Here is an 18,307-nt window from a genome sequence, read left to right on the forward strand (position 1 = left end):
CTCCTCGGCTTCGCCTGTGGGGTCTCACCTGTCCCGCTGCTCCCGCAGGAGTCTCGCACCTTACGTTCCAATCGACCTGACTGAACAATAGGGTGACGTAACAAAATATATTAAAAAACAACAATCTTTTAGAAAAGAGTCTTTTAAAAAGCACCGTTCCCCGCTTTTCTAGTTGTCCAGCTGCGAACTGAAATCCTCGAGACATAAGCCAAGCAGTCCATGGAAAGGAAAAGTTCTTTCCACGGCCTGCTCGTCTTATGCTGGTCGGATGTTTGCTTTTTATTTAATGATTTGCGTTTTAATTAGATGGAAATTCATAGTGCGATTAATTAAGATTTTTTTAAAAAGCACCGTTCTCTGCTTTTCTAGTCATTTTGTAAGGCTGCACATCCTTCATCGCCTGTTCTTATTTTAATGGCATTGGCAATCTCATAGACGAAGATCTTGCCGTCACCCGTCTGTCCTGTATTGCACACTTTCCGAGCTGCATCAACCACCGACTGGACCGGCACCTTGCATACGACAATCTCGACTTTAATGCGTTCAATCATGTTAATTTCTCTTTTAACACCGCGGTAGTTCTCTGTAAACCCTTTTTGCAGTCCGCAGCCAAGTGCGTTTGTTACTGTGATGCCGCTCACTTCAATTTTTGCGAGTTCTTGTTTTAACGCTTCGAATTTTGAAGGGCGCGTAATAATTTCGATCTTCGTTAATTTTTCCGCCATGGATGGACCAGCTCCTTTCATAAGTTGGATTCGTGATAAGCTTTTTCACCGTGAAGAGTCAAGTCAAGGCCGATATACTCTTCTTCTTCGTTCACCCGGACTGGCATTACCGCATGAATCACTTTAATGATGATAAAAGTAACGATGGCAATAAATACATATGTGGCGCCAATCCCGGCCAGCTGTTTGAATAAAAGTGATATGTTTCCGTAGAAAAGTCCGTCAGCTCCTGCTTCGTTTACGGAGGTGGTTGCAAACAAGCCTGTTGCAATTCCGCCCCATGTACCGCCAATTCCGTGAAGACCGAAAGCATCGAGGGCATCATCATAGCCAAGCTTTTTCTTAAGAGAGAAAACTCCCCAGAAACAAACAGCTCCGCCGATAAAGCCAATGATGATGGAAGAAGCAGGTGTTACAAAACCACAGGCTGGAGTGATGGCAACAAGTCCTGCGATGGCACCGGAAATGGAGCCGAGCATAGTTGGCTTTTTATTAATTTTCCATTCAATTAAGACCCATCCTATGATTCCGGCAGCTGCCGCAATAGCTGTATTAATGAATACAGTCATAGCTACCTCATTTAATGTTAATGCACTTCCTACATTAAACCCGTACCAGCCGAACCAGATTAATGATCCTCCGAGAACGGTCAAAGGAAGATTGTGCGGAGTGCTGGTTTCTGACTCTTTTCTTTTGCCGAGATAAATCGCAAGAACAAGACCTGTGACACCTGAAGAAATATGAACTACGTTACCGCCTGCGAAATCGAGGGCGCCTAGTTCACGAAGCCAGCCGCCGACACCCCAAACCCAGTGGGCGACAGGTGCGTAAGCAAGCAGCGACCAAAGAATCGTAAATACAACAAAAGCGGAGAATTTCATTCTTTCAGCGACTGCTCCTGAAATCAAAGCTGTAGTTAATACAGCGAAAGTTAATTGAAACATCATGAAAAGATTATGGGGAATGGTTTCACTGTAATCAGGGTTTGCCTCGAAAGTAACTCCTTTTAAACCAACCCAGTCCAGATTCCCAATCCATGCATTCCCTCCCGTAGAGAAGGATAAAGAATAACCGATCATTACCCAAAGTATGGATACGATGGCCATGGGGATATAGCTGTGCATAGCAGTACTTAAGACGTTTTTGCTTCGGACCATTCCGCCGTAAAATAAAGCAATCCCTGGAGTCATCAGCCATACTAGGAGAGTACAGAAGAACATAAATACAGAATCATTCAACATTAACATTACCCCTTTTTTTATTGGATTATAAGTTATGTTATGTTTTATAACATAATTAAGTTATATTTATTATCATAGTGAGTAAAAGGAATTATTTCAAGCTAAATATTCTGAAAAATTCGGAATATTTTCTAACCATGTAATAAAACCTTACATAAGTTAGGAGAAGTAATTAGATTAAGGAAATCACACTTGATAATTTCGAAATAAATACGATAATAAAATAGAAGAACAAATTATGGGAAATTGTACTAGAATATGTCGAAAAGTACGGGAGTTCTATATGAGATTATTGTCCACTGAAGCATTGAGGCCAGGACTTAAGGTAGGACAAACTATATACAATGACAGAGATAAAATCCTGCTGTGTGAAGGTGTAGAAATCACCGACAGGCATATCGCACGTCTTAAGCAGCTGAATATTCCATTTGTCTACATTTTTGATCAGAAGACAGCACACATAAAACCTCAAGAATCTATTCCAAATACATTAAGACGGAAAGCAATTACAGAGATTAGGAGTGCTTTTTCTGAAATTCAGAAAGAAGAAGCAAATGATTCCTCGCTCATTTTAGAAAAAGCTTCCTGGGATTTCAAAGAGCTGATTAAACAACTTATTTCAGAGTTAATGGGAAATAAGAAGCTGCTGCATTTGCTATCGGATGTGTATACCTATGATCATTACATTTTTACTCACTCATTGAATGTGACTTTATATAGCATTGCTGTCGGGATTAGGCTTAAGCTTGCTCCCAATCAGCTGGAAGTCCTAGCGCTGGGGGCAATGCTCCATGATGTAGGAAAAGTGGCGGTGCCAAAGCAAATCTTATTAAAACCTGGCAGACTTACCGAGGAAGAGTTTGTAGAAATTAAGAAGCATTCAGAAAACGGTTTTCATCTATTAAAAGGTATCCACACGGTGCCGCTTGTAGTGGCTCACTGCGCCTATCAGCACCATGAGCGGCTCGATGGGTCCGGTTATCCCCGAGGTCTCTTAGGAAATGAAATCCACTATTTTGGAAAAATTTTAGCTGTCGCAGATGTTTTTGATGCTGTCACTTCAAATAGAATTTACAGGGGAGCTATGCTGCCGCATGAGGGCCTGGAAGTTCTGTATGCAGGGGCGGGTACGCAATTTGATAAAACGATTGTTGAAGCATTTAGAGGCTCAGTCGCTATATACCCCAATAGTTTAACGGTCGATCTCAGCGATGGCAGCAGAGGGATTGTCAGCCGGCAGAATTACGGATTAAGCGATCGTCCCGTGGTTGAGGTCATTGAACAAGGTGGCAGGGTTCTTGAACATACCCATGAGCTTGATTTAAGCCGCAATCTGGATATTCTTATTACGGGCTGTGATACGACCTTTTTTACAGCGCCAAAACAAAAAACGGAACCTTTTTAACAAGGCTCTCCTTAGGCTGTCGAGAAAGTCTCGACGGCCCTTTTTACTGTCCTGATATACGCAGATTGGTCCAGCCTGGAGCCATCATCTGGTTTCCTGCACGGTTAGGGGATCCTTATATGGTCTTCCGCTTGAAATAGTTGGGAGCGGTGATACTCAACAGAGGATTCCGGCTCGGTGATCAGCATATTCTGTAAAAGATAAGCATAATGGCTGCTGGATAAGCATAAAGCACCACCCATAATCATAGGAAGAAGAGAGATAATCATAAACATGAAAAACAGAAGCATAAAACCAAGAAACGTAAGCATAAACCTTTAACATTTAAGCATATCTTTATGGGAAGTAAGCATAAACCCTATTGCGTGATTCTAAATCTTTCACATTTAATAAAAACTTCTCCCGAAAAGCCTGTATTCTCAGAGCTGGGGAGTTTAGTTGCAAAAAGGTTACCGAGATAAGGGTTACATCCACAAAAAATACTTGTTTTTCAGTAAAAAGTGGACCACTTTCTCCGGCGGCCGTCGTGCAACAGCCAAAGTACACACGGGAGTGGGCAGACAATTAAACCGAATCATAATTACTTAAATTGAAAAGTTTCCATTTAACACTTAGAAACGATAAAACTCTTTTTCCACGAGCTGAGGAGACTCCTTAACAGGAGTCTCCTATCTTGTTTTTCTAGCCCGCAAATCATTTCGTTCCCAAACTCTCAGAAGTGGATACGGATCAAATGACCATTCAGTCAATCCGTTATCCTTATATAAGCCATAATGCAGATGGGGAGGGAATTTTCCGGAAGTGCCGGGAGGACCATACCCTGTACTGCCCACACCACCGATAAGTGTCCCGGGTTCGACGGTCTGCCCGGTCTGGAGTCCTTTAGCAAATCCGCTTAGATGAGCAAAGTAATGGTACGTATTGTTGATATCACGGATGCCTACTCTCCAGCCTCCGTATTTATTCCAACCTTTCATCTCGATTATTCCATAGCATGTAGAACGAACAGGAAGACCGTAGTCTGCGAAAATATCCGTCCCTTCATGGGTTCTCCTGCCACCCCAGCCACGGGCTACACCCCACGTTCCTCTATAGGTATAATGGGTACGGACCGGAACCGGAAACACCTTCTTGCTTAGGTCTACAGTGCCGAACTGTTTAAAGAGCCGGGCGTTGCCCATGATTATACCCACAGCCTTGTCCCGCTTATAATAGTTCCATAAGCCAATCCTGAAATTGGATTCATCATTTCCATACCTCAGCAGATAATTTGATAGTGTGATCAGTAGATCTTCATTTGACTTAATGCTTGCTTTTCCGTCTGAGTTGCCGTCTGTTCCGAGACCGCCCCAAAATTGAATGGAGGCAGGGTTTTCATCATTTAAATTAGGATTCAACATACCTGACCAGATCTTTGGATCTATATGCACTCCTACTGGGCCATCCGAATCCGGCAGATCTCTTCTGGCATTCCTGACACTATGTTCATACTGGTCGATTGCTGCTATAAAATACCAGGGGATCGTGGTAACTGTCTCCACATATTCATAAAGGCTCATTCTAAGCTTTACTTTATATTCCTCAGGAGTCATGGCTGAAGCCTCGACCCATGTTGAACTGCTGAAGACTACACTGAAACAAAGAATGAATGTTATCAGAAAATGACTATAACGCACAGGTCCATACTCCTTTACTAGAAACATAAAATTATTTTGCTTTTATTTTTAGCTTTCATGTTATTCAAAAAATGGAAATCGCAATAATTTAGAAAAAGTGCCGCATTCGGCACTTTTCTTTTTGGCTCTTTTCTAAAAGAATGTTGTTTTTTAATAAGTTTTGTTGCATCACCTATTGTTAAATCAGGTTGATTGGAGCGTAAGGTGCGAGACTCCTGCGGGAGCAGCGGGACAGGTGAGACCCCGCAGGCGAAGACGAGGAGGCTCACCGCCCGCCCCGCGGAAAGCGAGCATCCTGGAGCGGAAATCAACCTCTTGTACAATAGCAACAAAGTTTGCGAAAACAGCCTTCTTTTTAAACCTCATTATTCACCTGGCTGTTCACCATTGGCATTTTCGTTCTTGGTTACACTTTTTCCTTGGGGAGATTTCTTCATTTGATTGATGGTATTCTGGAGCATTTCATTCACATTTTCTGTATGTGTATCTAAACTGGCGTAGTTTTCCACATTTTGCATAAGTCCGCGATTGTCGGTAACATACACATGATAGTACCTAGGCAGGACGGATAGGGCGGTCCGCTTTACTTGATCCGCTGCTTGATTGCGGTCTTCGCTGCTTGTCCTATAGGCAATCAATGCCTCTTCATCGGTGACAAGAGTCGCTGCCTCATCAATTCCAGGTATTTGAACGGATAAACGGGTAATAATATCTGCCATCTGCTCGCGGTCTATACTGATTCTGTCGTTTTTTTCCACGGTTTCACCGTTTATAACGGTTCTGTTCAATCGGACAAAACCAAAGTCTCTGGCCGTAAGATCATTATTATGATTATCAACATTATAATTCTGGTTTATATTTTTCGTACGTACAGGATCAGATGTATTTTTGAAAATATTGTCATTGTTATCATTGTTCAGGTTCCCTCTAGAAGCACAGCCGGATAGGGTTAGAATTATCCCTAAACTAAGTGCAAGTACAGGTTTGTACATCCCTGACACCTCCTATATTCCTTAGGGTTACCACTTTTTAATAAATTTCATTTAGTAATTGGTGGCGGATAAGTTATAATTTTGATATCAGCTAGTATTAGAGGTGAGTGAAATGATCGAAATAAATAATATAACGTATGAGTTGATCGATGAAAGAAGCAGCGGTTTTAATGAAGAAGCATTCCGTGCCCGCTATAGCGAGATATTAAATAAATATGATTACATCCTGGGGGATTGGGGTTATGGGCAGCTCAGGCTCAAAGGTTTCTTTGATGACCAAAACCAGAAAGCGGCTTTTGACACAAAAATAAGCACGATCTCTGAATATTTGTATGAATACTGCAACTTTGGATGCCCTTATTTTGTGGTGAAAAAAATAAAGAAATAACGTAAAAAACCTTGTCTGCGGGAGGACAAGGTTTTTCATAGTATGTTCAGTTGAAGTGCTTGCACCCCATGACAAAGCTTGTGAAAGCTAAAGGGAGTGCCGGGATGCAGCATATACGAGGTGGTAAGTGCGGCTAAGCTTTTATCTTCGATTTCGCCCGCCCGCCAGCAATTGGTGTAAACAAAGCCTTTTCATTACTGCGTATCAACTATTTCCTGTATTCGTATAAGGCGGCTCTTCATGCTGTTTCGGATCATCATTTGTGGGATGAGACGGCTCGATCTGTCTCTGCATTCCTTCGTGAAGGGTTTTATTCTCATAGCTGGAAGACGTATAGAACTGCTGGCCAGGACGCCAGGGGGTACTTTTGTTTTCCACTGGGCTATTTTCCTTTATGGGTGAGCCGTAAGCACCTTCCGGAAACTCTTCCGCGGTTAGGTAAGTTCTGCTTTTTTCAACATTGGCAAAATCATGGTACTCATTATCCATCTAATAGACCTCCTGTTTAGGCTGCAGTCATTAGCTTTTCCTAAACAGTTCCGTAAGATTAGACGATTTGCTCTAAAAAGGAACGAAGGTCGGCAGCATCTTCAGGGGATAATTGAAAGGCATATTCCAAATATCCTTCCTCTGCTAAGTCATCTTCCCCGATAATGGCGAAACGGTTACTCTGGAGATCGAGAACCATTTGCTTTCCATAAAAACGGTCTGTGGTGATAATTCCTAGGTCAAAACGGATATTTTCACCCGCAAAGCTGACGAACCTCGTTTTGGCGTTTATCACGTCATCATATAAGAATATGCGGTTGTCCATAGTTTTCCTCCTCAAATATTCAGAACTCTTTTCTTTCTTCATTCTACCAAAGGTGCATGTTTCCTGTATAAGGATGTTTGAATTTTCTTAACTAAAATAAGTAAATTACAAATAACTCCAATTTATGATAAAATTACTATATAACTTCATGGGTGTCCGAAAGGAATGGGTACATTGACTTATAAGCATTCCGGAAAAAAACATAAATTATTGAAATGGCTGAAGATATTACTCCCCCATTCCAGCATTCGTTTTTATCCGCCACAGTTTATTTTGCGTGACGCGCTGGTATCGAGTACAAAACGAACGATCAAGCAGGGGAACGAAGCAGCGGTAATCGTGTTCAATATTAAAAATTTACGGCAGATATCCGAGCAGATTGGGGTAAAGCAGTTCGACCGTTTTATGTACAGCTTAAAACGAATGTATGCTGATGTCATAAAGGAGAATGTCTCCTTGGAAGACATTTTAGCGCTGCACGATTATAATAGTGACGGGATTACTCTCATACTCCGGATGGATTCAGAGATGCATAGCCTTCTCGATATAGATGGTACCACTTCCTTGATTTTACAGAAGGTAAAGGATCGGCTCCAGGATGAATTTCCTCAGATTAAAGCAGATTTTGAAACAGGATATATGTTTGTAGAAAAGCATGCTGCTTCTTTAAAAAAAGCCATAGACAAGGCACATAAGCAGGCAGCGGCCATGGCTGAACGAAAAATCCACTCAGAATTCAATGAGATGCTGTTTCAAATGACAAAAATTATTGAGTGGAAACAGATCCATCTCCTAGCACAGCCCATTATCGATGTGGCATCCAAACAAATAAGGGCTTATGAAATCCTGACGAGAGGGCCCCGAGGATCGATGCTTGAAAATCCTCTTACATTGTTTTCTGTGGCAAAGCAGACGAGCATGCTGTATGACTTAGAGATGATCGTATTGGAAAAATCGTTTGAGCAGGTATCTAAAAACGGATCCAGTCATGATATTTTTATTAACTTTACTCCGGTCACTCTGGGAAATATCCGCTTTATAAAGGATATGGAGAGGATTTTGGATAAATATAAGAATGTAAAGGCAGGACAGATCGTTATTGAAATTACGGAAAGAGACGATATCGATGAGGTGGAAGGCCTGATCCAGAATATCAGGGCTTTAAAGTTTATGGGATTCAGGATTGCAGTAGATGATACAGGAGCCGGCTATGCCAGCCTCCACACCATAAGTGAAATCATGCCTCATATTATTAAAATTGACCGTACGGTTATCCAGAACATTCATCACAGCACCGTCAAAGAGTCTATGCTCAAAGGACTGCTGTTAATTGCTAAAGAAGCAGGTTCAGTGGTTGTTGCAGAAGGAATAGAAACTGAGGAAGAAGCCATCGTCCTATCTAGAAACAAAGTAGACATGGCGCAGGGCTATTTCTATGCAAGGCCAGCCCGGCTTGAACATGCTTAAGAAGCCTTGTAATAGTCAACCGGATAGACACGCGAACTTCAGGCATCTTACGACATCGACTCAGAAAGGATAATTCTTATGTACTTTGTTGACCGTGAAAAGATTGAGCATACACTTCGTTTTCTTGAAACTCAGAGCCGTTTATTTGAAGAACTTACAGCAGGCGGGAGTATAGACCCTGAATCACTCCAGGCACTTGCTGCAGAGAGAATTTCTCAAACCATGATAGATTCTGTACTTGATACAGGAAATGCCATGATTGACGGATTCATCATGAGAGATCCAGGAAGCTTCGAAGATATCATCGACATTCTCGAAGATGAGAAGGTAGTGACCGATAAAATGGCGTTATCCTTTAAGCAAATGATCCCCCTTAGAAAAATGCTCATTCAGGACTACACCGAGTTATCTCTAGAGGTGCTGCTGACAGGGATGAACAAGGCGCTGCCTGCCTTTAAAGAATACCCTGCCAGCATCAGGAGCTATATCCGAAATGAATTAGGTCCGGTTTCTGCCTTTAAAAGCGAATAAAAACCATTTCCAGCCTGCAGACTATGGTCAGCGGGTTTTTTGTTATGGCTCTTTTCAAAATGATTGTTGTTTTACAATAAGTACTGCGAACTATTATTAAACAGGTTGATTGGAACGAAAGGTCCGAGACTCCTGCGGGGGCAGCGGGTATTGTCCAGCTCCAAGGCTTGAGACCCTCGAGTCATAAGCCAATCAGTCCATGAGAAGAGAACCACTTCTCACGGCCAGCTCGTCTTATGCTTTTCAGGTCTCTGCCTTCCCTTTCAATAACAACAAAATTTGCAAAAACAGCCTTTGTGATTTACAGAACCCGGGCAGGAAATTAGAACTTCATACTCCGAGTATGATAATTTTAGTAAGCAGCTTTACATACAGATGAATTAATAGGAGGACTCAGTCTTTGAAACAATATAAAGGATATTTAATCGATCTCGATGGAACCATTTACAGAGGCACAGAAGTTATCGAAGAGGCCGGCGCTTTTGTCGCAGCGCTCCGCGAAAGAGGGATTCCTTATCTATTTGTCACCAATAACTCCTCAAGAACACCAGGACAGGTAGCACAGAAACTGCGTGATTTTGATATTCCGGCCAAAGACCATCAAGTATTCACGACGAGCATGGCGACGGCTAATTACATTCACGACAAACAGCCAGGTGCTTCTGTCTATGTTATTGGGGAAGAAGGAATCCGCAACGCTCTCCAGGAAAAAGGGTTTACCTTTAAAGAAGAAAATCCTGATTTCGTCGTAATGGGAATAGATCGCAGCATTACCTATGAAAAGCTTGCGATCGCCTGCTTAGCCGTCCGCAATGGTGCAACCTTTATCTCAACGAATGCGGATATAGCATTGCCCACGGAAAGGGGTTTCCTTCCAGGAAATGGTTCAATTACATCAGTTGTTGCGGTTTCGACTCAGGTTAAGCCAATCTTTATAGGAAAACCAGAATCCATCATCGTGGAACAGGCACTAAAAGTGCTTGGTACACAAAAAGAAGAAACCATTATGGTCGGCGACTACTATGACACTGATATCTTGGCAGGCCTGAATTCCGGCATTGACACTCTGCTTGTCCATACCGGCGTCACCACCCCTGAACTCTTGAAAAACTATGACAGACAGCCTACTTATACCGTAAATACATTAGACTTATGGAAATTTGCAGACTGAAAATAACAGCGGCGGAAAAGCATCCTGAATAACAGGGTGCTTTTTTCAGAGTGCTGTATGTTGAGGGGGTATCTAGGAATTTTGTTCATGTGACACTCCTCAAGCGGGGCTATCGGCTGGAATTCTGACTGTCCTCCAATAAGGAGTGAGGAATGCTAGTTTCTGGTATGATCCGCGCTTGGGTATTAAATTCTATGATTAAATGGATCGGTGCGGCCTATCTGCAGTTCCGGGCGCGAGATACGATCTTTCAGCGCAAAACAAGTACTGCTCGGGAATTCTATTTTCTGCACGAAACCACCCTGTCCCAGCACGGTATTTATGACCAGCAGGGCCTCCTTATCCCGCTTCAGAACGATTCGCCATTTAAAATTGACACATATTTTGGCAGGATGACATAGTAAGAATGAATATATAAGAATGGGGGATGACCATGAAGAAAGTATTGATATTAGGGGGGACCCGGTTCTTTGGAAAAAAACTGGTTTCTCTGTTGATTGATGCCGGACATGAGGTTACGATAGCAACCAGAGGCCATGCAGAGGACTCTTTCGGCGACAATGTCTACAGAATGCTTTTGGACCGTACCAATCCACAAGCGTTGGAAAATGCTGCGGGAGGGCAGAACTGGGATCTGATTTACGATAATATTTGTTATACTCCAATGGAGGCCATGGAAGCATGCAGAATTTTTAAAGGCAAGGTTAAAAAATACATAATGACTTCCACGCTTTCTGTCTATGAATATGGTCCTGAAAAGAAAAGGGAAGAGGACTTTGATCCGTATACTTACCCTCTAGCGAGTGACCAGGTTGAGAGCCTTTCCTATGGTGAAGGAAAGAGGTTGTCAGAGGCCGTATTTTTTCAGAAAGCAGATTTTTTGGTGAATACTGTAAGATTTCCCATTGTTTTGGGGGAGGATGACTATACAAAACGACTCCATTTCCATGTTAAGAACGTTCTGAAGGAAATGGCCATCGGTGTACCTAACAGGGAGGCGGTGCTGTCTTTTATTAACTCTGACGAAGCAGCCCGCTTTCTTGCCTGGCTTGGCACAAATGAATTGGCCGGGCCGATCAATGCAAGTTCTAATGGTGAAATATCCCTAAACCAGCTATTTTCTTTAATCGAAACATACACAGGCAAAGAAGCCTTGATACAGCAAATCACGAACGATGAACAAATGTCTCCCTTCAGAGTCACAGAATCCTGGTACATGGACAATTCCAAAGCGGCGGAACATGGATTTATATTTGATGAACTGGATGAATGGCTGCCCGAGTTGGTACAAAAGCTGGTAAGGGAAGAAGTTGAGTAAATAAACCATATGGCCAGAAAATGGGATTTTCGCGCGAAATCATTTCAAGTGTAAACAAAACGTGTGATTGATTGACCATAACATAAAAAAAGGCTGTGCCGACGCCTTTTTAGCAAAACAGAGACCAATGCACTTTCTGAAGCATTGGTCTTTCTTTCATTATTCTACATTCGCCGAGCGGTGGGCAAGTCTGCTTGATGCTGCGGCAGCGATGGCTCCGACAATGTCATCCAAGAAAGTATGGCATTTGCCCGAACTTTTATCATTCAGCTCTTTTAATATAAGGGGTTTTTGTTTATCGATGTAGCCGTAATTTGTAAACCCGATAGAACCGTACACGTTCACAATGGAGAAGGCTAAGATTTCGTCTACGCCGTATAATCCTTCATCAACTTCAATAATAGACTGCAGCGGTTCATCCAGGAGTTTTCTCTCTGCCAGGAGATCGAGCTGAATACCGGTCAAGATGGCGTTTTGCACTTCACGCTTGCTGAGTACCCGCTCGACATTATGGATACAGTCTTCAATCTGCAGGTTAGTATGATATTTACTCTGCAGGTACATTACTAAATCGGCAATATCCCTGATTGATACTCCTCGATCCTCCAGCCACTTCCTCGCCGTTTTTTCTGTCATATCCACTTTTTTCTTGACCATGTTATCACCTTTTCCTGGGGATTTCGTAAGGAAGCTTAAGCAATTTATAAAAGATAACAAAAAACATTCTGCTGTTTCATATATATGAGTTAGGATGTCCGAATAAACCCATTTAAATTTTTCGACGAGGAGGATATGTATGTTCGAAGAAGCTATTTACGAAAATTACGGCTTTAGAATGGAACGGCAGGAATCAGTCGGAGGATTTGCGGCTTTCATGTTTAATAATTGCTTATTTAGTATCATCCCTCTACAAGAGATAAATGAGGAAGAGCTGAGAGAAAGGCAGCAAATGTCCCAGTTTCTTACTGAGCAGGGTGACAAATATGTCTCAACTTTTGTAATGTCAAAGAAAGAAACGTATCTTTCCCAGGCGGGAGATAAGGTCTTTTTATTATTGGCAAATCCAGTTCTGGAGGAGCCGAGGGATTACCAGCTGGGAAAAAAGCTTGCTAGATTTCATATCAGAGGCAGATTATATCCCCATCAGGTTAAATCGTGTTCTAGAATCGGTAAATGGAAGGAAATGTGGGAGCAGCGGATAGACGGGATAGAGACGGTCTGGAGAGAAAAACTTCAATCTCATCCGGGTAATGAGTTTGAAAGGCTATTTGTTGAATCATTCCCCTACTTTATGGCACTTGGCGAAAATGCCATACAATATCTGGTGGATACAGAGATTGATGATCAGCCGGGTGCCGTGGATTATGGTACAGTATGCCATGAGCGGTTTCTAAAGAACAGCTGGAGGGGCAGGGTGCTGGTCAGGAATCCCTTTGACTGGGTATTCGACCATGGAACCCGGGATGTTGCAGAATGGGTCAGAGATCATTATCTCGAACATCCCCACACCTATCAGCCGGCTTTAAGGCAATTTATTTCCGACTATCAAAACACATCGGCATTCACTGGTTTTTCTGCAAGACTGCTTTACTCCAGACTCCTCCTTCCCATTCATTATTACGAAACGATTGAAAACTATTTTATTGCCCAGCCTGAATCGCGTCAGAAGGAATTGGAAGAATCTCTTGAAACCATTATTAACAATACCCGTTTATATGAACGGTTCCTCCAGAGCTTTTATGAAGCGGCTGAAATTCCGGCCAAGAAGCTCAGGCTTCCACAGCTTGACTGGCTATAATACAAATGGCTAATCAGATTTTTCCTGTGGTATGATGAATATATAAAGGAATTCATCATGGGAGAGTGTTAAGGATATGAAAAGAAAGCCTTATATTTTTATAACAAGAAAGCTGCCGGCTGGTGCACTTGAACAACTATATCATTCTTTCGAGGTTTCTATGTGGGAGTCGGAAACGGAATCTGTTCCAAGAGATGTGCTGCTAAAGGAGACTCAAAAAGCGGATGCACTGCTGACCATGCTGTCGGATAAAATAGATAGGGAAGTACTAGAGGCTGGTGCAAGCCTGAAGGTTGTCGCAAATCTTGCAGTAGGATACGATAATATCGATTTGAAAACTGCAAGTGAACGAGATATCGTGGTGTGCAATACTCCCGATGTGTTAACAGATACGACTGCGGACCTTGCCTTTGCACTTTTGATGGCTGCGGCACGGAGAATCGTCGAGGCCGCGGAATATGTAAAAGAGGGAGAATGGAAAAGCTGGAGCCCTCTTTTACTTGCAGGCCATGATATTCATCACAAAACGATCGGTATTGTAGGTATGGGTAAAATAGGAGAGGCTCTTGCTAAGCGTGCAACTGGATTCGAAATGGAAATCCTTTATCATAACCGCACAAGAAAGCCAGAAGCAGAGGAGAAGCTTGGGGCTCAGTATGTAAGCTTTGATGAATTAATACAGAGGTCTGACTACATTGTCTGCTTAACACCCCTTACTGCCCAAACAAAAGGCATCTTTAATGGCGGCAGCTTCAAAAAAATGAAGAACTCGGCCATATTTGTAAACGCATCAAGAGGGCCGGTTGTGGATGAACAAGCCTTATATGAAGCTCTGGTATCCGGGGAAATTAGTGCTGCTGGGCTTGATGTATTTGAAACAGAGCCAATAAACGCAGATCATCCTTTGTTAACCCTGAAAAACGTAGTCGCACTGCCCCATATTGGGAGTTCCTCTACAGAAACAAGGATGGAAATGATGGATCTTTGTACATATAATATTGAAGCAGTTCTTACTGGGAAACAGCCAAAAACCCCGGTGGAACTGTAGAACCGATTGTAACAGCGAAGGCTGGGCAGTCTATAGTGAAGGGATATCCTTTTAGGGATGTCCTTTTTTGTGTAGATTCCCTCGGGTATGAACGTGCAATTTATAATACAGCTTGCAAAAATTTTTCCCTCAGAAAATCAAGTCAAAGAGACCTAATATAATCCTTAATTGGTGTAATGGAGGCGGAGATAGTATACTCCGCTCAACTACTTCATGTTTTCAGACACGTGTTAGCTGCGGATATTTATATGAAGATAAATTTAAATTTTCTAACTACTTCTTGAAGGAAAGCGTTTTCAAGTTGTATAGTTAGATTCTTACTATTGTAATATTGAATAAAGACTACTATAATGTCTTTTATACATAAACAATTGTAATTTCCAAAAGAACAAAGAGGGGGAAGCAGATATGGATGTTATTTCAATCGGGTTATTGGGGCTTGGAACAGTGGGGTCAGGTGTGGTTAAAATCATTGAAAATCACCAGGATAAATTGATGCATCAGATTGGCTGCCCTGTAAAAGTAAAGAAAGTCCTTGTTAAAGATATTCATAAAGAACGGAATGTTCAAATTGATAAAGAATTGTTGACCGTCAATCCTGATGATATCTTAGAAGACTCAGAGATTGATGTGGTAATAGAGGTAATGGGAGGTATTGACGAAACGAAGGGTTACCTTTTGAAGGCTTTGAAAAATAAAAAGAATGTCGTGACTGCCAATAAAGATTTAATGGCGCTCCACGGGAATCAATTATTAACAGAGGCGACGTCCAACGGCTGTGATTTATTTTATGAGGCAAGTGTAGCCGGAGGAATACCTATTTTAAGAGGCCTGGTTGAAGGTCTTGCTTCAGATCGGATTACCAAGATGATGGGGATCGTAAACGGAACAACCAACTTCATCTTAACCAAAATGAATAAATTCGGCAGTCCTTATGAAGAGGTTCTAAAAGAAGCCCAGCAGCTCGGATTTGCAGAGGCCGATCCTTCAGCTGATGTTGAGGGACTGGATGCAGCCCGCAAAATGGCTATTCTTTCAACATTGGGATTCTCTATGCCCATTGATCTTTCTGATGTAAAAGTAGAAGGAATTACAGGCATCACCGAGGAAGATATCAGCTATAGCAAAAAGCTGGGGTATACGATGAAGCTGATTGGCATTGCCTCCAGGAATGGAGAAAAGGTGGAAGTAAGCGTTCAGCCGGCCCTGTTGACGGAGACCCATCCGCTTGCTTCGGTAAATGATGAATATAATGCCGTTTATGTATATGGAGAGGCAGTCGGAGAGACCATGTTTTACGGACCTGGTGCCGGCAGCCTGCCTACTGCCACAGCGGTTGTTTCTGACGTGGTAGGGGTAATGAAGAACATGCGTCTCGGTGTAACGGGAAACAGTGCCATTTCCCCACAATACAAGAAATCGCTGAAGACCCCGAGTGAAATACACGCCAAATATTTTGTGCGGCTCCATGTAAAGGATGAGGTAGGCGTTTTTGCAAATATCACTTCCATTTTCTCAGAGCATGGGGTGAGCTTTGAAAAAATCCTGCAGATGCCGATTAAGGAGCATGAACTCGCCGAAATCGTTGTCATCACTCATAATGCGACTCTAAAAGGTTTTGAGGACATTCTAAATAAATTAAAAGAATACGAAATGGTTCGTGAAGTTAAAAGTACGTACCGGGTAGAGGGAGAATGAATCATATGAGCTGGAAGGGATTATTAGCAGAATACCGCGATTATTTACCGGTCACAGAAAATACGCCTAAGCTTTCACTGCATGAAGGAAATACGCCGCTCATTTATTGTGCCAACTTATCACAAGAGCTCGGAGTGGAATTGCATGTAAAGTATGAAGGTTTAAATCCTACAGGTTCTTTTAAGGATCGGGGAATGGTCATGGCTGTTGCCAAAGCGATAGAATCGGGAAGTGATGCCATTATCTGTGCGTCCACAGGCAATACATCGGCGGCTGCTGCAGCATATGCCGCGAGGGCTGGCATCAGATGTATCGTTGTTATTCCGGATGGCAAGATTGCGCTTGGTAAATTGGCGCAGGCCATTATGTATGGAGCAGAAATCGTAGCTATAGATGGGAACTTTGACCAGGCATTAAAGCTGGTGCGCAATATCAGTGAGACTCACCCCGTTTCCCTGGTGAACTCTGTAAATCCTTACCGTCTTGAAGGCCAGAAGACGGCAGCCTTTGAAATTTGCGATGTCCTTGGTTCAGCCCCAGATATCTTAGCCATACCGGTTGGCAATGCCGGCAATATTTCCGCCTATTGGAAAGGCTTCAAGGAGTATCACACATTAAGAGGAACAGGTCTCCCACAGATGAGGGGATTTGAGGCAGAAGGGGCTGCTGCTCTTGTCCATAACCGTGTATTTGAAAATCCAGAGACGATTGCGACGGCTATCCGTATTGGGAATCCGGCCAGCTGGAATCTGGCGGTTGACGCTGCTGCTTCTTCTGACGGTAAAATCGATGAAGTATCTGATGACGAAATCTTAGCTGCTTATAAGCTGCTTGCAAGAAAAGAGGGAATCTTTGCGGAGCCGGCTTCATGTGCATCCATTGCGGGTATCATTAAACAGCTAAAAACAAAAGAAATAGAGAGCGGTTTAAGGATTGTCGCTGTTTTAACAGGCAATGGCTTAAAAGATCCTTCTTCTGCAGTTGACTACAGTGAAATAAAACCAGTTCTTCTTCCAAGCAATGAGGAAGCGATTGTAAAACATATTATGGGTGTGGTCAGGTGAAGAGCAAAGGGAAGATGTTCAAGATAAAAGTTCCTGCAAGTACAGCGAATTTAGGACCTGGGTTTGATTCGATCGGCCTTGCTTTAGGTCTCTATCTGCAGGTTGATGTGTATCCCTCAGAATCTTGGGAAATCATCCACTTGTCTAAGGAGCTGGAGATTTTTCCGCAGGATGGGTCCCATTTTATTTGCAGGATTGCGATGGAGACTGCAGCTGAATTCGGGAAGAAGCTAGAGCCGTGCAAGCTCGTGATATCAAGTGAAATTCCATTAACACGGGGGCTTGGAAGCAGTGCTTCAGCCATTGTTGCAGGGATAGAACTGGCGGATGCAATTGGCGGGCTGAACCTGACCAGAGATGATAAAGTCAGAATTTCCTCGAAATATGAAGGACACCCCGACAATGCAGGCGCTTCTGTATGCGGCGGTTTGGTTGTGGGGGTGCATGGGGACGGGGATACTGAGCTTGTCAGCTTTCCTGTTGAGGATATACGTGTGATTGCTGTGATACCTGAACATGAACTGCCCACGGAGGAGTCGAGGAATGTTCTGCCAGAGGAGCTGTCTTTTAGGCATTCGGTAAAAGCAAGCGCAGTATCCAATACATTCCTTGCTGCTTTTCTCTCCAAAAACTACGATTTAGCAGGAAGAATGATGAAGCAGGACCTATTCCACCAGCCTTTTAGAAGGAATCTGGTGCCGCATATGGAACGGATTGAACATGCTGCCCGAGAAGCAGGAGCATTTGGCTCGGCATTAAGCGGTGCCGGCCCAACGATCATTTGTTTAGCAGAGAGTGATAAGGCATCAAGCGCCGCACTTTTTCTTGCACGTCGTTTTCCTGAATACACGGTAACTGTGCTGGATATTGACAACAAGGGCAGTATAGTAGAAAGAACCGATTCACCCCTAAGCCTGCATGAACGATAAAAAAAGCGATTCCGCCGGGAATCGCTTTACTATATGGAAAAC

At 42.9% G+C, this 18,307-nt stretch carries 19 protein-coding genes; 12 read left to right on the plus strand and 7 right to left on the minus strand.

Going from position 1 to position 18,307, the window contains the following annotated elements; translation table 11 throughout:
- Nucleotides 1–365 precede the first annotated feature (365 nt).
- Nucleotides 366–725: a P-II family nitrogen regulator gene (locus CUU66_RS08125; protein ID WP_101641184.1), complete on the minus strand. Its 360-nt coding sequence runs from the start codon at nucleotides 723–725 to the stop codon at nucleotides 366–368.
- A gap of 17 nt (nucleotides 726–742) precedes the next feature.
- Nucleotides 743–1,966, minus strand: a complete 1,224-nt coding sequence (locus tag CUU66_RS08130) for an ammonium transporter (RefSeq protein ID WP_374702982.1) — start codon at nucleotides 1,964–1,966, stop codon at nucleotides 743–745.
- Between the two features lie 283 nt (nucleotides 1,967–2,249).
- Between CUU66_RS08130 and CUU66_RS08135 the strand changes: the two genes are divergently transcribed.
- Nucleotides 2,250–3,371 carry an HD-GYP domain-containing protein gene (locus tag CUU66_RS08135; protein WP_101641186.1) on the plus strand — a complete coding sequence of 374 codons (1,122 nt, stop codon included), beginning with the start codon at nucleotides 2,250–2,252 and terminating at the stop codon, nucleotides 3,369–3,371.
- 668 nt (nucleotides 3,372–4,039) lie between these two features.
- Here CUU66_RS08135 and CUU66_RS08145 read toward each other — a convergent pair.
- Both CUU66_RS08145 and CUU66_RS08150 read right to left on the minus strand, forming a co-directional pair.
- The gene (locus CUU66_RS08145) at nucleotides 4,040–4,963 is read right to left on the minus strand and encodes a M23 family metallopeptidase (protein WP_101641239.1); all 924 of its coding nucleotides are present in this window, start codon (nucleotides 4,961–4,963) and stop codon (nucleotides 4,040–4,042) included.
- Nucleotides 4,964–5,412: 449 nt separating this feature from the next.
- Nucleotides 5,413–6,039 carry a YhcN/YlaJ family sporulation lipoprotein gene (locus tag CUU66_RS08150; protein ID WP_101641188.1) on the minus strand — a complete coding sequence of 209 codons (627 nt, stop codon included), beginning with the start codon at nucleotides 6,037–6,039 and terminating at the stop codon, nucleotides 5,413–5,415.
- 112 nt (nucleotides 6,040–6,151) lie between these two features.
- Between CUU66_RS08150 and CUU66_RS08155 the strand changes: the two genes are divergently transcribed.
- A complete protein-coding gene (locus CUU66_RS08155) occupies nucleotides 6,152–6,427 on the plus strand; it encodes a YutD family protein (protein ID WP_101641189.1) in 276 nt (91 codons plus the stop codon).
- A 204-nt stretch (nucleotides 6,428–6,631) separates the two neighbouring features.
- On the opposite strand, the gene CUU66_RS08160 is transcribed toward CUU66_RS08155, so the two are convergent.
- Both CUU66_RS08160 and CUU66_RS08165 read right to left on the minus strand, forming a co-directional pair.
- Nucleotides 6,632–6,916 (minus strand): cytosolic protein, encoded by a 285-nt coding sequence (locus CUU66_RS08160; protein ID WP_101641190.1) that lies wholly within the window; start codon nucleotides 6,914–6,916, stop codon nucleotides 6,632–6,634.
- Between the two features lie 58 nt (nucleotides 6,917–6,974).
- Nucleotides 6,975–7,241, minus strand: a complete 267-nt coding sequence (locus tag CUU66_RS08165) for a DUF3055 domain-containing protein (protein WP_101641191.1) — start codon at nucleotides 7,239–7,241, stop codon at nucleotides 6,975–6,977.
- Nucleotides 7,242–7,406: 165 nt separating this feature from the next.
- Between CUU66_RS08165 and CUU66_RS08170 the strand changes: the two genes are divergently transcribed.
- The 5 genes from CUU66_RS08170 (at nucleotide 7,407) to CUU66_RS08190 (ending at nucleotide 11,728) form a co-directional block, all read left to right on the plus strand.
- Nucleotides 7,407–8,708: an EAL domain-containing protein gene (locus CUU66_RS08170; RefSeq protein ID WP_101641192.1), complete on the plus strand. Its 1,302-nt coding sequence runs from the start codon at nucleotides 7,407–7,409 to the stop codon at nucleotides 8,706–8,708.
- Nucleotides 8,709–8,786: 78 nt separating this feature from the next.
- Nucleotides 8,787–9,239 (plus strand): DUF86 domain-containing protein, encoded by a 453-nt coding sequence (locus CUU66_RS08175; RefSeq protein WP_101641193.1) that lies wholly within the window; start codon nucleotides 8,787–8,789, stop codon nucleotides 9,237–9,239.
- A 400-nt stretch (nucleotides 9,240–9,639) separates the two neighbouring features.
- A complete protein-coding gene (locus tag CUU66_RS08180) occupies nucleotides 9,640–10,410 on the plus strand; it encodes a TIGR01457 family HAD-type hydrolase (protein WP_101641194.1) in 771 nt (256 codons plus the stop codon).
- Between the two features lie 152 nt (nucleotides 10,411–10,562).
- Nucleotides 10,563–10,811, plus strand: coding sequence for a hypothetical protein (locus CUU66_RS08185; protein WP_101641195.1), 249 nt, complete (start codon nucleotides 10,563–10,565; stop codon nucleotides 10,809–10,811).
- Between the two features lie 32 nt (nucleotides 10,812–10,843).
- Complete coding sequence (locus tag CUU66_RS08190; protein WP_101641196.1) at nucleotides 10,844–11,728, plus strand: NAD-dependent epimerase/dehydratase family protein; 885 nt, start codon at nucleotides 10,844–10,846, stop codon at nucleotides 11,726–11,728.
- 159 nt (nucleotides 11,729–11,887) lie between these two features.
- On the opposite strand, the gene CUU66_RS08195 is transcribed toward CUU66_RS08190, so the two are convergent.
- On the minus strand, nucleotides 11,888–12,385 hold the full coding sequence (locus tag CUU66_RS08195; protein WP_101641240.1) for a phosphatidylglycerophosphatase A family protein: 498 nt from the start codon (nucleotides 12,383–12,385) through the stop codon (nucleotides 11,888–11,890).
- A 139-nt stretch (nucleotides 12,386–12,524) separates the two neighbouring features.
- Here CUU66_RS08195 and yutH point away from each other — a divergent pair, with 139 nt between their 5' ends.
- The 5 genes from yutH to thrB all read left to right on the plus strand — a co-directional run bounded on the left by yutH (nucleotide 12,525) and on the right by thrB (nucleotide 18,265).
- Nucleotides 12,525–13,526 carry a spore coat putative kinase YutH gene (gene yutH / locus CUU66_RS08200; protein WP_101641197.1) on the plus strand — a complete coding sequence of 334 codons (1,002 nt, stop codon included), beginning with the start codon at nucleotides 12,525–12,527 and terminating at the stop codon, nucleotides 13,524–13,526.
- Between the two features lie 76 nt (nucleotides 13,527–13,602).
- Nucleotides 13,603–14,574 carry a 2-hydroxyacid dehydrogenase gene (locus CUU66_RS08205; RefSeq protein ID WP_101641198.1) on the plus strand — a complete coding sequence of 324 codons (972 nt, stop codon included), beginning with the start codon at nucleotides 13,603–13,605 and terminating at the stop codon, nucleotides 14,572–14,574.
- Between the two features lie 408 nt (nucleotides 14,575–14,982).
- A complete protein-coding gene (locus CUU66_RS08210) occupies nucleotides 14,983–16,272 on the plus strand; it encodes a homoserine dehydrogenase (protein WP_101641199.1) in 1,290 nt (429 codons plus the stop codon).
- Nucleotides 16,273–16,277: 5 nt separating this feature from the next.
- A complete protein-coding gene (gene thrC, locus CUU66_RS08215) occupies nucleotides 16,278–17,336 on the plus strand; it encodes a threonine synthase (RefSeq protein WP_101641200.1) in 1,059 nt (352 codons plus the stop codon).
- A 14-nt stretch (nucleotides 17,337–17,350) separates the two neighbouring features.
- The gene (gene thrB, locus CUU66_RS08220) at nucleotides 17,351–18,265 is read left to right on the plus strand and encodes a homoserine kinase (protein WP_101641241.1); all 915 of its coding nucleotides are present in this window, start codon (nucleotides 17,351–17,353) and stop codon (nucleotides 18,263–18,265) included.
- Nucleotides 18,266–18,307 lie beyond the last annotated feature (42 nt).

Source organism: Peribacillus deserti, assembly GCF_002863585.1.
GTDB lineage: Bacteria > Bacillota > Bacilli > Bacillales > DSM-1321 > Paraperibacillus > Paraperibacillus deserti_A.